Genomic DNA, 12,807 nt, shown 5'->3' with positions numbered 1-12,807 from the left:
TCGACGGAAAGCTCGCGCACGCGGCCGACCAGGGCCCGATCGAAATCGGCGAGGTCGATGCCGCCGCGCCCGAGCATGCGCTGGCGCGGCTCGCCGGCCGCTCGGGCTGGCGCCTGCGCCTCGGCAGGGATCACGCACCGGCGGGGCTGGTTCAGATCGTCCATGCCTCGACCGGCTCCGCCGATCACCTCGCCGCCGAGATCATGCTCGACGCGGACGCTCAGGCTTCGGTGGTCGAAACCTATATCGGCACCGGCTGGACCAACCGCCTCGCCCGTACCCGTCTCGGCAAGGGGGCGCGGCTGATGCTCAACCGCCGCCTGCTCGGCAGCAGCGGTTTCGTCAGCATCGCCGATTGCGCCGAAGTCGGCGAGGGCGCGAGCCTGGCGCTGATCACCTTGAGCGCCGGCGGCCGGGACACGCGGCTCGACGGCGAATTGCTGCTCGCCGGGCATGAGGCATTCGCCGAAGCTGGCGGCACTTTGCTCGCCAACGGCACCCAGCGCCACGACGCCAATCTCGTCATCCGCCACGACGCGGTCGGCGCGACCAGCCGCCAGGTCTGGCGCTCGGTCGCCGACGATCGCGCGGCCTGCTCGGTCGCGGCGCGGGTCGAGGTCGCGCGCAACGCGCAGAAGAGCGACGGCGAGCAATCGCTCAAGGGCCTGCTGCTCGCGCGCACCGCGACGATCAACGCCAAGCCCGAGCTCGAGATCTTCGCCGACGACGTCAAATGCGCGCACGGCGCGACGGTCGGCGAGCTCGACCGCAATGCGCTCTTCTACCTCGCCAGCCGCGGACTGCCGCTGCCCGAGGCGAAGGCGCTGCTCACCCAGGCGTTCGTCGCCGACGCGATCGAGCGGATCGGCGAGGAACAGGTGCGCGACGCCTTCCGCGAGGATGCGCTTGTCTGGCTGAGGGGGAGGGCATGAGCACCCTTCTGTCCACCCGCCCGCTCGACACCGTCGCCGATTTCCCCGCGATCCCGGCGGGCTGGGCCTATCTCGACACCGCCGCCACCGCGCAGAAGCCGCAGCCGGTGATCGATGCGATCACCCGCGCCTATGCGCAGGATTATGCGACCGTCCATCGCGGGGTCTATCAACGCTCGGCGTCGATGACCTATGCGTTCGAGGCGGCGCGCGAGCGGGTCGCGCGCTTCATCGGCGCGGGCGCGGCCGACGAGATCGTGTTCGTGCGCGGCGCCACCGAGGCGATCAATCTGGTGGCGCAAAGCTGGGGCCGCACCCAGCTCAAGTCCGGCGACCGGATCATGCTGTCGATGCTCGAGCATCATTCGAACATCGTTCCCTGGCAGATCCTGCAAAGGGACGTCGATGTCGCCATCGACGTCGCGCCGCTGACGGCGGACGGCCAGATCGATCTCGACGCAATGGCGGCGATGCTGACGCCGCGGCACAAATTGGTCGCGCTCGCGCATGTCTCGAACGTGCTCGGCTCGATGCTCGACGTCGAGCGCGCCGCGGCGCTCGCGCACGGCGTCGGCGCGGCCCTGCTGGTCGACGGCTGCCAGGCGGTGCCGCGCATGCCGGTCGACGTCCAGGCGCTCGGCTGCGACTTCTACGTCTTCTCGGCGCACAAGCTCTACGGCCCGACCGGGTTCGGCGTGCTGTGGGGCAAGGCCGAGCATCTCGAGCTGATGCCGCCGGTGCAGGGCGGCGGCGCGATGATCGACAAGGTCTCGTTCGCCGGCACGACCTTCGCGGCGCCGCCGGCGCGGTTCGAGGCGGGGACGCCGCACATCGTCGGCGCGCTCGGGCTGCATGCGGCGATCGACTATGTCGACGCGATCGGCCTCGACGCGATCCATGCGCACGAAGCGGCGCTGGTCGCCGAGACCCGTTCCGCGCTCGGCGCGCTCAACAGCATCAGGCTGTTCGGCCCCGAGAACAGCGCCGGCATCGTCAGCTTCGCGGTCGAAGGGGTGCATCCGCACGACGTCGGCACCATATTGGACGAGAGCCGGGTCGCGATCCGCGCCGGCCATCATTGCGCGCAGCCCTTGATGGAGCATCTCGGTGTCGAAGCGACCGCGCGCGCGAGCTTCGGGGTTTACAATGGCAAGCAGGATGTCGAGGCATTGGTCCGCGGCATGGAACGGGTGGCGAGAATATTCGGATGAACGAAGAACGAAAGATCGAGACCGAAGAGGTCGAAGAGGCTTCCAAGCCGCCCAAGGCGCGTGTCGAAGTCGAGCGCGGGGAGATCGAGCCCGCGGCAACCGACTTTGAGCGGAAGCGCGATTATCTTGCCGGCTTCCTCGCGCAGCAGGCGGCCGAGGACGCGCCGGCGGCGCCGGGCGGCGATCTCTACGAGGGGGTGATTTCCGCGCTCAAGGAGATCTACGACCCTGAGATCCCGGTCAACATCTACGACCTCGGCCTGATCTACAATGTCGAGGTGTCGCCCGAGGGCCATGCCACGGTGAAGATGACCCTGACGACGCCGCACTGCCCGGTCGCCGAATCGATGCCGGGCGAGGTCGAGCTGAGGGTCGGTTCGGTCCCCGGCGTCGGCACGGCGACCGTCGATCTCGTCTGGGATCCGCCGTGGGACCCGCAGAAGATGTCGGACGAGGCGAAGCTCGAACTCGGAATGCTTTAACCGGCCGTCGCTCGGCCAAGGAAGGAAGATCGAAAGTGGCGACCAAGACACGCGAGCGTCCTGCAGCCCTCATCCTCACGCCGGCCGCCGAGGCGCGGATCGCGGAGCTGATGGCCAAGGCACCCGAGGGCACGATCGGCGTCAAATTGTCGACGCCGCGCCGCGGCTGCTCGGGGCTGGCTTATTCGGTCGATTATGTCAGCGAGGAAGCGCCGTTCGACGAGAAAATCGTGACTCCGGGCGGCACCTTCTACGTCGACGGCGCCTCGGTGCTCTATCTGATCGGCTCGAAGATGGACTGGACCGAGGATGATTTCGCCGCCGGCTTCACCTTCGAGAACCCCAACGCCAAGGGCCAGTGCGGCTGCGGCGAGAGCTTCACGGTTTAAGAAATAAGGCCCCTCCACCAGCTTTCAGCTGGTCCCCCTCCCCTGCAAAAGCAGGGGAGGAATGTTCTTCCGCCAGATTTCCCGGGCCAGGAATGTTCCTCCCCCAGATTTATGGGGGAGGGGGACCGCGCAGCGGTGGAGGGGCTTCTTCTCTTCCCGCTAAAATCCCAGGTTCAGCCGCACCGCCGCGCCGAGATCGTCGCCGGCGCTTTCGATATGGCCGGGCTGGCGGCGGAAATAGGCGTTGGCGCCGAGGCTGCCGCCGGGCAGGCTGATGCCATAAGCGATTTCGGCATCGATCTCGCGCCCTGACGGCGCAAGGCTCAGCAGCCGCTGCTCGAAGCCGGCCTGGCCGGTCGCATAATCATAGGATGTCGGCAGGTTCATCGCGAAGCCGCCGGAGCGGATGCGCAGCGGCTGCATCAGCCGAAGCGCCAGCCAGTCGCCGCCGCAAAAGGCGTTGCGCTTGGCAATGTCGAACGCGAACGCGCTGCTGCTCAGCCGGCCATGGTCGACCATCGCGCCGGTTCCGGCCATGTGCGTCCAGCCCCGCCGGTAGCTTCCGAACGCGCTCCAGCCGCGGCCGAGATCGAATGCCGCGCTGCCGTCGAGGAAGTTGCTGGTCGCGCCGCCGCTGGTGAAGCCCGAATTGAAGCGCGCGCCGAGGATGGTTGCCTGTTCGCTCAGCCGCGAAGCGCCGAGCATCAACGTCGCTCGCCCGAGCTTGCGGTCCAGGGTCAACGCATTCGCCTCGTAGCGCGGCGCTTCGGCGCCGAAGCGCACATCATGCTGATAGACCTTGCCGCGCTCGCCGGTGAGCGTCACGCCGAGGCCAGCGATGCGGTGGCGCGCGCCGACGCTGCGGCTGTCATTGCTGTCGAAGCCCGTGCGGTCGGCGGGATCGCGCGCGACGAGAAAGGCATTCTGGCCAGCCCCGGCGAGCCGCCGCTGCAAGGTCCGCCCGCTTTCGGAGAAGCCAAGCGCGACCGCCGTGTCGGGCGCGATCCGGCTGATTGCGAGTGCGGCGACCGTCCGAGCGGCGCGGCTGTCGTGATAGCTGAGGCCGGTCTGCGCCAGGCCGACCACCGGCTGGTTGTGGAGATTGCGGTCGATCGTGACCGACACGGCGGTCGTGCCCGAGGCCGCGGCCGCGCTGCGCAGATGTCCGCCGAGCGAGCGCGCGAGCGGCTGCTCCTGCGCGGCCACGGCGAGCGTCTTGGCAAGGTCGAGCGCATAAGCGCGCGAATAGCCGTCGAGGATGATCGCGCCGACCGACTGGGCGGTGGTGTCGCCCATCGGGCCCGAGGTGGTGCCGTTGTCGCTGACCGACACCGGGATCGCGCTTCCGGCGAGCGCCGTCGTGCCCTTGGGAGCGAACGCGCGCTGGATGTTGAGGATGCCGTTGCCGAACACCGCATCATCGCCCGCCGCGCCGGCATCGTCGGCCGAGCTGAGCAGCAATTCGACGATCTGGGCGCCGCTGAGGTTCGGGAAGGCGCTGGCAAGCAGGGCTGCGGCGCCGCTGATCACCGGCGCGGAGAAGGAGGTGCCCGAATAAAGCGCCTCGCGGCCGAGATTGTCGAATGTCCGAACCCGCTCGCCGAGCGCGGTCAGATAATATTGCGTCGCGGTGCCGGCATTGTTCGAGAAGCTGGCAAGCTGGCGGTTCGCATCCATCGCGCCGGCGATGACGACGTGGCCGCTGCCCTGGGCGGCGAGCTGGCGCGCGAACTCGTCCGGGCTGGCGGCGCCGTCGTTGCCGGCGGAGACCACGACCACCATTCCCGCCGCCGCGGCGCGTCTGATCGCATCGGTCACGACCGGTGACGCGCCCTCGCCGCCGAGCGAGATGTTGACCACGCGTGCGCCATTGGTGCGCGCGACGTCGACCGCCGCGGCGATGTCCACATCGCCGTGGTTGCAGCCATCGGCGTCGCAATCGGTCGGATCGGCGGTGTTGAGCGACAGGATCGTCGCGTCGAACGCGACGCCGAGGATTTTTTCGCCGTTGCGCGCAGCCGCGGCGACACCAGCGACGGCGGTGCCATGGCCTTCATTGTCGACCACGCCGCGCGCCGCCGCGATATCGCGGCTGGCCGGATCGATGCGGCCGGCGAATTCGGCGAGCGCCGCGTTGATCCCGCTGTCGACGAGCGCGATCTTGACGCCGCGGCCGGTGCCGCCCGCATCATAGGCGGCGAGCGCGTTGTGCGTGTTGGCCCCATTGGAGCGCTGATATTCGGCGTCGTTGAAGCCCGAGGTCGTCACCGTGGGTGGCGGCGGCGGAGGAGGAGGCGGGGGTGGCGGCGGTGCCGGTGCCGGCGCTGGCGCAGGGGCCGGTGCAGGGGCCGGGATCGGCTGGGGCGCGCTCCCGCCGCCGCCCCCGCCGCAGCCGCCAAGCGCCAGCGCGAGCACGCACGCCGAGACGGAGAGACTGGTCCTGATCGGCTCGCCCTTCATTTAAGACCCCACTTAAATTAGGAATATCAGATACTTGTGCACATGAAAACCTTTCGCTTTGCTGAAGATCGGGCTGCGGGCTAGACGGTCCCCCGTGCGGCCGCCCTTTGACCATATCGACTGTTGGATCTTCGATCTCGACAACAGCCTCTATCCCGCCTCGGCCAATCTGTTCGAGCTGATCGACGAGCGGATGGGGCGCTTCATCCAGCGGCTGCTCAACTGCGATCCGGTCGAGGCGCGCCGTGTGCAAAAGTCCTATTTTCACGAGCATGGCACGACATTGGCGGGGCTGATGGCCGCGAACGGTGTCGAACCGCGCGAATTCCTCGATTACGTCCACGATATCGATCTCGCGCGCATCTCGGCGGATCCGGTCGTGGTTAACGCGTTGCAACATTTGCCGGGGCGCAGGTTCGTCTTCACCAACGGCGATGCCGCTTATGCCGGGCGGGTGCTCGACAAGCTCGGGCTGGCCGATTTGTTCGACGGAATCCACGACATCCACGCGATGGACTATCTGCCCAAGCCCGATCCGCGCGCCTATGCGGCGATGTGCGACCGCTTTGCGATCGATCCGCGCCGCGCCTTGTTCGCCGAGGACATGGCGCGCAACCTCGAACCCGCGAAGGCGCTCGGCATGACCACCGTCTGGATCGACAATGGCTCGGAACGTGGCGACCACGGCGCCGATCCGGCCTTTATCGATCATCATATCGAGGATATCGGGGCGTGGCTGACCGAGATCATCGGTCTGGAGGCCTCGCGGCCGGTTTCACGACAGGAAGAGATAGAATGAGCGAAGCGCTGCAAGCGACGATCGAACAGGCGTGGGAGGCACGCGACGAGATTGGCCGGTCGCACGGCAATGGCGCGGCCGAGGATCGCGTGCGCGAGGCGGTCGAGGCCGCGCTGGCGGCGCTCGACTCCGGCGAGGCGAGGGTCGCCGAGAAACGGGCCGACGGCTGGCACGTCAATCAATGGCTCAAGAAAGCGGTGCTGCTGAGCTTCCGCCTGACGCCGATGGAGCTGATCGACGGCGGCCCCGGCGGCGCGCCCTGGTGGGACAAGGTTCCCTCCAAGTTCCTCGGCTGGGACGCGGCCCGCTTCGGCGAGGCTGGCTTTCGCGCGGTGCCCGGCTCGATCGTCCGGCGCGGCGCCTTCATCGGCAAGGGCGCGGTGCTGATGCCCAGCTTCGTCAACATCGGCGCCTATGTCGACGAGGGGACGATGGTCGACACCTGGGCGACGGTCGGAAGCTGCGCGCAGATCGGCAAGAACGTCCATATCTCGGGCGGCGCCGGGATCGGCGGCGTGCTCGAGCCGCTCCAGGCCGGGCCGGTGATCATCGAGGACGGCGCGTTCATCGGTGCCCGCTCGGAGGTCGCCGAAGGCGTGGTGATCGAGGAGGGCGCGGTGCTGTCGATGGGCGTGTTCATCGGCGCCTCGACCAAGATCGTCGACCGCGCCAGCGGCGAGATCTTCGTCGGCAGGGTCCCGGCTTATTCGGTCGTCGTGCCCGGCACCTTGCCGCCGAGCGAAGGCAGCGGCCCGTCGCTGTCCTGCGCGGTGATCGTCAAGCGGGTCGATGCGCGCACGCGCTCCAAGACGAGCATCAACGAACTGCTTCGCGACTGAGGCGGCGGCGTCCATAGAGCAGGCTTCGATTAGAAATCGCAGCCTGCTCTATAATCGTTTGTGGCCGCATTGCTGTTTGCGAAAAGCCGGTACCCACCTTTTCGCGCAATGCTTTTAGCGCGCGCGCTCGGCCTCGGCGATCAGCGCTGCGGCGCTGGGGCCGTTCCATTCCTCCACCCCCATCATCCGCCACACTTCGCGGCCGCGAGCGTCGTAGAGGATGGTGGTCGGCAAGGTGCCGATCTCGAGCGCGGGCATCAGCGCCAGCTCGGGATCGAGGAACGCCTCGAGATTCGCGAAGCCGTATTTCCGGAAGAATGCGTCGACCTTGGCGCGACCGTCCATGTCTTCGCTGACAGTCACCACGGCGATCCGGTCGCCGACCCGGCCGGCGAGCGCGTCCAAGGTCGGCATTTCGGCGACGCAGGGTGCGCACCAGGTCGCCCACAGGTTGAGCAGCACCGGCCTGCCCGCGAAATCGGCGATCGTGACCGAGGTGCCGTCGCCATCCTCGAACGCGATCCTGGGCGCCGGCGAGCCGGCATGCGACCGGTCGAGCCGTCCGGCTCCGGTGCCCGGATCGGCGGGCGCCGCGGGCACGTCCCGGCTTTGCTCGGGCGCCGGCGGCCGGCTCGTGTCGCATCCCGCGAGCGAGGGGGCGAGCAACGCCGCGAGCAAGAGGAAGATGGCCGGCCGCACGGAAACTCCTGCTGAACACGCGCCTGCTGAACATGTGGCGCGCTAGTTGTGCTTTCGGGCGTTACCGGCCGTGTTGGGCTTCGACAAGCGAGGCAACGTTGTCCCGCTTCGGGCGATCGACTAAGCAGCCGACGAAGCAGCGTCCACAGAAACGGGCGCGGGCACGAAGGACGGACGACCATGCGACTCTTTGCCGTTGCGGCTGCGCTGCTCCTTCTCTCGTCCTGCGGCGGGCGCCAGAAGCTGCGGCCGGCCGAAGGCCAGAGCCTGCCGGTGGCGCCGGCGATGGCGACGCATCAGCCGACGGCTGCGGAACTTCTCGAGCCGCCGCCGATTGCACGGCCAGAACGGGTCAACGAGCTCCTGCGCCGGTCGGAGGAGCGCGAGGACGATCGTTTCGACCTCCCGCCCCCCGGCTGACCGGCCGGACGGGCGCCCTCCCTGCATTTGACGCATCTTGGAGATAGAATGAAACCGGTACGCAAGGCGGTCTTTCCTGTCGCGGGTCTCGGCACCCGCTTCCTTCCGGCGACGAAGTCGATCCCGAAGGAGATGCTCACCATCGTCGACAAGCCGCTGATCCAATATGCGGTCGAGGAAGCGCGCGAGGCCGGCGTCGAGCAGATGATCTTCGTCACCGGCCGCGGCAAGGACGCGCTCGAGGACCATTTCGACATCGCCTACGAACTGGAGGCGGTGATGCGCGGCCGCGGCAAATCGCTCGAGGCGCTCGATTCGACCCGCTCGATCCCGGGCTCGATCGTGTCGGTGCGGCAGCAGGAGCCGCTCGGGCTCGGCCACGCCGTCTGGTGCGCGCGCGAGATCGTGGGCGACGAGCCGTTCGCGGTGCTCCTTCCCGACGATCTGATGTGGGGCAAGCCGGGCTGCCTCAGGCAGATGGTCGATGCCTATGAAAGGGTCGGCGGCAACATCATCTGCGCGCAGCAGGTGGCGCGCGAGAAGACGTCGAGCTACGGCATCATCACCCCCGGCCGCAGCGACGGCGCGTTGACCGAGGTCAAGGGGCTGGTCGAGAAGCCGAAGCCGGAGGAAGCGCCGTCGACGCTCGGCGTGGTCGGCCGCTATATCCTCCAGCCCGAGGTGATGCGCGTGCTCGACCGCCAGGAATCGGGCGCGGGCGGCGAGATCCAGCTGACCGACGCGATGGCGGCCTTGATCGGCACGCAGCCGTTCCACGGCCTGACCGTCGATGCCGTCCGCTACGATTGCGGCGACAAGGCCGGGTTCGTCACCGCCAATATCGCGCTCGCGCTCGAGCGCGCCGATGTCGGCCCGAGCGTGCGCGCCTTCATCGCGGACCTTGGATAATTGGGCTGCGCGCTCTTCCTCGCGGGCGACGGACCGCTGCGGCGAGTCAGCGCCGAGGAAGCGGCGGCCTATCAGGGCCCCGGCTTCGTCTGGCTCCACGTCGACAGGCTCGAGGACGCCGATCTCCCGACCTTGACCGGCCAGGGAGACATTCCGGATGTCGCGGCGAACGCGCTGGTCGCGACCGAGACGCGGCCGCGCTGCGACCGGATCGAAGACGGTGCCCTCGTCAATCTGCGCGGCCTCAGCGACGGCCCGCGCGACAATGGCGACCGGCTGGTCTCGATCCGCTTGTGGGTGCGCAAGGGCCGGGTCAATTCGGTGACGCGCTGGCCGCTCGCGGCGACGCGGAGGGTGATCGGCGAGCTCGAGACCGGCAAGATCACCGATCCTGGCGATCTCGTCGCCGCTTTCGCGCGCGCGATCAGCACCGAGCTCGATCCCGAGGTTGCCGACCTTGGCGACCGGCTCGACGATTGCGAGAGCGCGCTCGAGGATCGGCAGGTCTACCAAATGCGCTCGACGATCGCCGAGGTCCGCGCCGCGGCGATCGGCTACCGCCGCTTCGTCGCGCCGGACCGCGATGCGCTGCTGACCCTGGCGATGCTCGATTTCGATTGGCTGGCCGAGGACGACCGGCTCCACATCCGCGAGGCGGCGGACCGCTTCGCGCGCATGACCGAGGAACTGGAAGCGGTGCGCGAGCGCGCCGCCTTGCTCCACGAACAGCTCACCGACATGCGCACCGAGCAGGTCGACCAGCGGTCGCTGTACATCTCGATCGTCGCCTTCATCTTCCTGCCGCTGACCTTCATCACCGGGCTGCTCGGCATGAACGTCGAGGGCATCCCCTACGCCGAGCGCCCCTGGGCCTTCTGGGGCGTGGTCGCCTTCTGCGTGCTGGTCGGTCTGATCGTGCTCGGCTGGTTCGCGGGGCGCCACTGGCTGAGGCGGTGAGCGACGCGGCGCCGCCGCTTTGCTTCCTCTGCGGGCGGCCGCTCGGGCGCAAGATCGAATGGCACCACGTCGTCCCCAAGAGCCGCGGCGGCCGGGACACCGAGCCGGTCCATCCGATCTGCCACCGCACGATCCACGCGACCTTGTCGAACAAGCAGCTCGAGCGGGACTATTCCTCGGCCGACGCGCTGTGCGCCCATCCCGAGATCGCGACCTTCATCCGCTGGGTGGCGGGCAAGCATCCGGATTTCCACGCTCCCACACGGCGCAGGGCCTAGCACCCCTCCCGTTTACGGGAGGGGCAGGGGGTGGGCTAAGTCCCAATTTAGCGCACGGTTGCCGACCGGCTCGCTGCGCTCGACCCACCCCATGCAGCCGCGTCCTGGTTCGTCCGGGGGACGAACCAGCGGCTGCATCCCCTCCCGCAGACGGGACCGCTGCAAAACTCCGTTCGCGGTGAGCTTGTCGAACCGCATGACCCCCTATTCCTCCCCCGGTTTTCTGGGGGAGGGGGACCGCGCAGCGGTGGAGGGGCCCTTCACGAAATGCCCCTCCACCACCCTGCGGGTGGTCCCCCTCCCCTGCAAATGCAGGGGAGGAATGGATGTTTTATGCAGCAGTCCCGCAAGCGGGAGGGGAGGTCTTACGCCTCCAGTTCGATGTCCCAATAGAGATAGTCGCGCCAGGTCTCGTGGAGGAAATTGGGCGGGAAGCTGCGGCCATGCTCCTGGAGCTGCCAGCTGGTCGGGCGGATCGGCCGGCGGTTGAGGTTCATATGCGCCTGGCCGGGCGTGCGGCCGCCCTTGCGCAGGTTGCAGGGTGCGCAGGCGGTGGCGACATTCTCCCAGGTCGTGCGGCCGCCCTGCGCCCGCGGCAGCACGTGATCGAAGGTGAGGTCGCGCGTGTCGCCGCAATATTGGCAGGCAAAGCGATCGCGCAGGAACAGGTTGAACCGGGTGAAGGCGGGATATTCGGACGGCCGCACGAACTGGCGCAGCGCGATCACCGAGGGCAGGTGCATCGTGCGCGTCGGGCTGTGCACCTCGCGCGCGTAATTGGCGACGATGTCGACGCGCTCGAGGAAAACCGCCTTGACCGCGGTCTGCCAGGGCCACAGGCTCAAAGGATAATAGCTCAGCGGCGTGTAGTCGGCGTTGAGCACCAGCGCCGGGCAGCTGTCCGGATGACGGATGAGATCGGGATGGTACATGGACTGGCGCGGGGCTCCCGTTTCGTCGAGAAGCTCTTCCGAAACGCCCGCCCCCGCCTGTCGCACTCAGATCGTGGGAGAATGCTGCTTCAAGCTTCCTCCGGTCTGATCACGCCTGTGGCTGCCAAGCATGACGCCGTCATGACAGCACGACTATGCGGCGCCGGTCAAGGGCAGGCTGCATGACCGTGATCAGTCGTTTCGCGCCCAGCCCGACCGGCCGCCTCCACCTCGGCCACGCTTATTCGGCGCTACTCGCGCATGATTTCGCGCGCTCGCGCGGCGGCCGCTTCCTGCTGCGGATCGAGGATATCGACCCCGGCCGCGCGCGGCCCGAATTCGTCGGCGGCATAGTCGAGGACCTGGCCTGGCTCGGCCTCGCCTGGGATGGCGAAATGCTGGTCCAGTCGCGCCGCCTCCCGCTCTACGCGGCGGCGCTCGACGATTTGCGCGCGCGGGGGCTGGTCTATCCCTGCTTTTGCACCCGCGCGGCGATCGCGGCCGAAATCGCCGCAAGCGCCGCTGCGCCACACGGCGCGGACGGCCCGCTCTATCCCGGGACATGCCGGGGCTTGCCGGAGCTCGAGCGCGAGCGGCGGATGGCACGCGAGCCGCATGCCTGGCGGCTCGATGTCGCACGCGCCACGGAGCTAAGCGGGCCCCTGGTCTGGTGCGAGGGTGAAAAGGAGATTGCCGCCGAACCGTCGCTGTTCGGCGACGTCGTCGTCGCGCGCAAGGATGCGCCGGCGAGCTACCATCTTGCGGTCACGATCGATGATGCCGCGCAGCAGGTCAGCGACGTCGTGCGCGGCGTCGATCTGTTCGCCGCGACTCATGTCCACCGCTTGCTGCAGGCATTGCTCGGCCTGCCGACGCCGCGCTATCACCACCATGCATTGCTGAGCGACGCGCAGGGCAACCGGCTTGCCAAGCGCCGCGGGGCGCCGTCGCTCGCCGCGTTGCGCGAAGCCGGCGCCGATCCGCACAGACTGGTCGAAGAGCTTCGCGCCGGGCGATTGCCGGATGGATTTTTGGTCGGCTAGGCCCCCTCCCGGAGGGCGCGCGCTGCATAAATCATCCATTCCTCCCCTGCATTCGCAGGGGAGGGGGACCACCCGAAGGGTGGTGGAGGGGCATTTCGTGAAGGGCCCCTCCACCGCTGCGCGGTCCCCCTCCCCCGGAAAACCGGGGGAGGAATAGGGGGTCGTGGCCCGACCGCATCTTCGGCCGCATCTTTGTCCCCAGCCGCATTTAGCGGTTCAACCGCGCACGATCAGGCTCTAGAGAGACGCCATGTCGACCTTCCTCCTGCTGCTCGTCGCCGCCGCCGCGCTGACCACGCTCTACATCCTCGTCAAGGGCGTGATCGGCATGGCGCAGGGCAAGGACGTCACCGGCGCGCGCTCGCAATCTTTGATGCGCAAGCGCGTGATGTGGCAGGCGGTGGCGATCATCTTCGTGATCCTGTTCCTGCTGGTCGCGCGCGGCTCCGGGAACTGA

15 protein-coding genes are annotated in these 12,807 nt (G+C 68.2%); 12 read left to right on the top strand and 3 right to left on the bottom strand.

Annotated features, from left to right (window positions below; all coding sequences use genetic code 11):
• The 4 genes from V6M48_RS07210 to V6M48_RS07195 all read left to right on the top strand — a co-directional run.
• Nucleotides 1-932, top strand: a 932-nt coding sequence (locus V6M48_RS07210; RefSeq protein ID WP_332811854.1) for a SufD family Fe-S cluster assembly protein, incomplete at its 5' end; no start/stop codon positions are given.
• Nucleotides 929-2,143, top strand: a complete 1,215-nt coding sequence (locus V6M48_RS07205; RefSeq protein ID WP_332811853.1) for a cysteine desulfurase — start codon at nt 929-931, stop codon at nt 2,141-2,143. The genes V6M48_RS07210 and V6M48_RS07205, both read left to right, overlap by 4 nt.
• Entirely contained in the window at nt 2,140-2,625 is a 486-nt protein-coding gene (locus V6M48_RS07200; protein WP_332811852.1) for an SUF system Fe-S cluster assembly protein, read from the top strand. Before V6M48_RS07205 ends, V6M48_RS07200 begins: the two co-directional genes overlap by 4 nt.
• A gap of 35 nt (nt 2,626-2,660) precedes the next feature.
• Nucleotides 2,661-3,014 (top strand): HesB/IscA family protein, encoded by a 354-nt coding sequence (locus V6M48_RS07195; protein WP_332811851.1) that lies wholly within the window; start codon nt 2,661-2,663, stop codon nt 3,012-3,014.
• Nucleotides 3,015-3,173: 159 nt separating this feature from the next.
• Here the strand turns inward: V6M48_RS07195 and V6M48_RS07190 are convergent, their stop codons facing one another.
• Nucleotides 3,174-5,474, bottom strand: a complete 2,301-nt coding sequence (locus V6M48_RS07190; RefSeq protein WP_332811850.1) for a S8 family serine peptidase — start codon at nt 5,472-5,474, stop codon at nt 3,174-3,176.
• Nucleotides 5,475-5,568: 94 nt separating this feature from the next.
• Here V6M48_RS07190 and V6M48_RS07185 point away from each other — a divergent pair, with 94 nt between their 5' ends.
• Both V6M48_RS07185 and dapD read left to right on the top strand, forming a co-directional pair.
• Nucleotides 5,569-6,273, top strand: a complete 705-nt coding sequence (locus V6M48_RS07185; RefSeq protein ID WP_332811849.1) for a pyrimidine 5'-nucleotidase — start codon at nt 5,569-5,571, stop codon at nt 6,271-6,273.
• Nucleotides 6,270-7,112: a 2,3,4,5-tetrahydropyridine-2,6-dicarboxylate N-succinyltransferase gene (gene dapD, locus V6M48_RS07180; protein WP_332811848.1), complete on the top strand. Its 843-nt coding sequence runs from the start codon at nt 6,270-6,272 to the stop codon at nt 7,110-7,112. Before V6M48_RS07185 ends, dapD begins: the two co-directional genes overlap by 4 nt.
• 114 nt (nt 7,113-7,226) lie before the next feature.
• Here dapD and V6M48_RS07175 read toward each other — a convergent pair whose 3' ends face one another.
• Nucleotides 7,227-7,811, bottom strand: coding sequence for a TlpA family protein disulfide reductase (locus tag V6M48_RS07175; protein WP_332811847.1), 585 nt, complete (start codon nt 7,809-7,811; stop codon nt 7,227-7,229).
• Between the two features lie 180 nt (nt 7,812-7,991).
• On the opposite strand from V6M48_RS07175, the gene V6M48_RS07170 reads away from it, so the two are divergent.
• Genes V6M48_RS07170 through V6M48_RS07155 form a run of 4 tightly spaced genes read left to right on the top strand, consistent with a single transcriptional unit; the run spans nt 7,992 to nt 10,375 of the window.
• A complete protein-coding gene (locus V6M48_RS07170; RefSeq protein WP_332811846.1) occupies nt 7,992-8,231 on the top strand; it encodes a hypothetical protein in 240 nt (79 codons plus the stop codon).
• A 48-nt stretch (nt 8,232-8,279) separates the two neighbouring features.
• A complete protein-coding gene (gene galU, locus V6M48_RS07165; protein WP_332811845.1) occupies nt 8,280-9,140 on the top strand; it encodes a UTP--glucose-1-phosphate uridylyltransferase GalU in 861 nt (286 codons plus the stop codon).
• A complete protein-coding gene (locus V6M48_RS07160; protein WP_332811844.1) occupies nt 9,141-10,097 on the top strand; it encodes a zinc transporter ZntB in 957 nt (318 codons plus the stop codon).
• Complete coding sequence (locus V6M48_RS07155; RefSeq protein ID WP_332811843.1) at nt 10,094-10,375, top strand: HNH endonuclease; 282 nt, start codon at nt 10,094-10,096, stop codon at nt 10,373-10,375. The genes V6M48_RS07160 and V6M48_RS07155 overlap by 4 nt, the downstream gene beginning before the upstream one ends.
• A gap of 365 nt (nt 10,376-10,740) precedes the next feature.
• On the opposite strand, the gene V6M48_RS07150 is transcribed toward V6M48_RS07155, so the two are convergent.
• Entirely contained in the window at nt 10,741-11,307 is a 567-nt protein-coding gene (locus tag V6M48_RS07150) for an HNH endonuclease (protein ID WP_332811858.1), read from the bottom strand.
• Between the two features lie 182 nt (nt 11,308-11,489).
• Here V6M48_RS07150 and gluQRS point away from each other — a divergent pair, with 182 nt between their 5' ends.
• Both gluQRS and V6M48_RS07140 read left to right on the top strand, forming a co-directional pair.
• Nucleotides 11,490-12,350 carry a tRNA glutamyl-Q(34) synthetase GluQRS gene (gene gluQRS, locus V6M48_RS07145; protein WP_332811842.1) on the top strand — a complete coding sequence of 287 codons (861 nt, stop codon included), beginning with the start codon at nt 11,490-11,492 and terminating at the stop codon, nt 12,348-12,350.
• A 250-nt stretch (nt 12,351-12,600) separates the two neighbouring features.
• A complete protein-coding gene (locus V6M48_RS07140) occupies nt 12,601-12,807 on the top strand; it encodes an HIG1 domain-containing protein (RefSeq protein WP_332811841.1) in 207 nt (68 codons plus the stop codon).

This window comes from Sphingomonas sp. (assembly GCF_036677245.1).
Classification (GTDB): domain Bacteria; phylum Pseudomonadota; class Alphaproteobacteria; order Sphingomonadales; family Sphingomonadaceae; genus Allosphingosinicella.
The sequence above is the reverse complement of the archived record's forward strand: the minus strand, read 5'-3'. Positions and strand labels throughout refer to the sequence as shown.

What these genes read in the sequence shown, in the direction of transcription:
- V6M48_RS07170 (WP_332811846.1), top strand. Translation starts at nt 7,992, where the DNA reads ATGCGACTCTTTGCCGTTGCGGCTGCGCTGCTCCTTCTCTCGTCCTGC.
- V6M48_RS07205 (WP_332811853.1), top strand. Translation starts at nt 929, where the DNA reads ATGAGCACCCTTCTGTCCACCCGCCCGCTCGACACCGTCGCCGATTTC.
- gluQRS (WP_332811842.1), top strand. Translation starts at nt 11,490, where the DNA reads ATGACCGTGATCAGTCGTTTCGCGCCCAGCCCGACCGGCCGCCTCCAC.
- V6M48_RS07140 (WP_332811841.1), top strand. Translation starts at nt 12,601, where the DNA reads ATGTCGACCTTCCTCCTGCTGCTCGTCGCCGCCGCCGCGCTGACCACG.
- V6M48_RS07190 (WP_332811850.1), bottom strand. Translation starts at nt 5,474, where the DNA reads ATGAAGGGCGAGCCGATCAGGACCAGTCTCTCCGTCTCGGCGTGCGTG.
- galU (WP_332811845.1), top strand. Translation starts at nt 8,280, where the DNA reads ATGAAACCGGTACGCAAGGCGGTCTTTCCTGTCGCGGGTCTCGGCACC.
- V6M48_RS07150 (WP_332811858.1), bottom strand. Translation starts at nt 11,307, where the DNA reads ATGTACCATCCCGATCTCATCCGTCATCCGGACAGCTGCCCGGCGCTG.
- V6M48_RS07200 (WP_332811852.1), top strand. Translation starts at nt 2,140, where the DNA reads ATGAACGAAGAACGAAAGATCGAGACCGAAGAGGTCGAAGAGGCTTCC.
- dapD (WP_332811848.1), top strand. Translation starts at nt 6,270, where the DNA reads ATGAGCGAAGCGCTGCAAGCGACGATCGAACAGGCGTGGGAGGCACGC.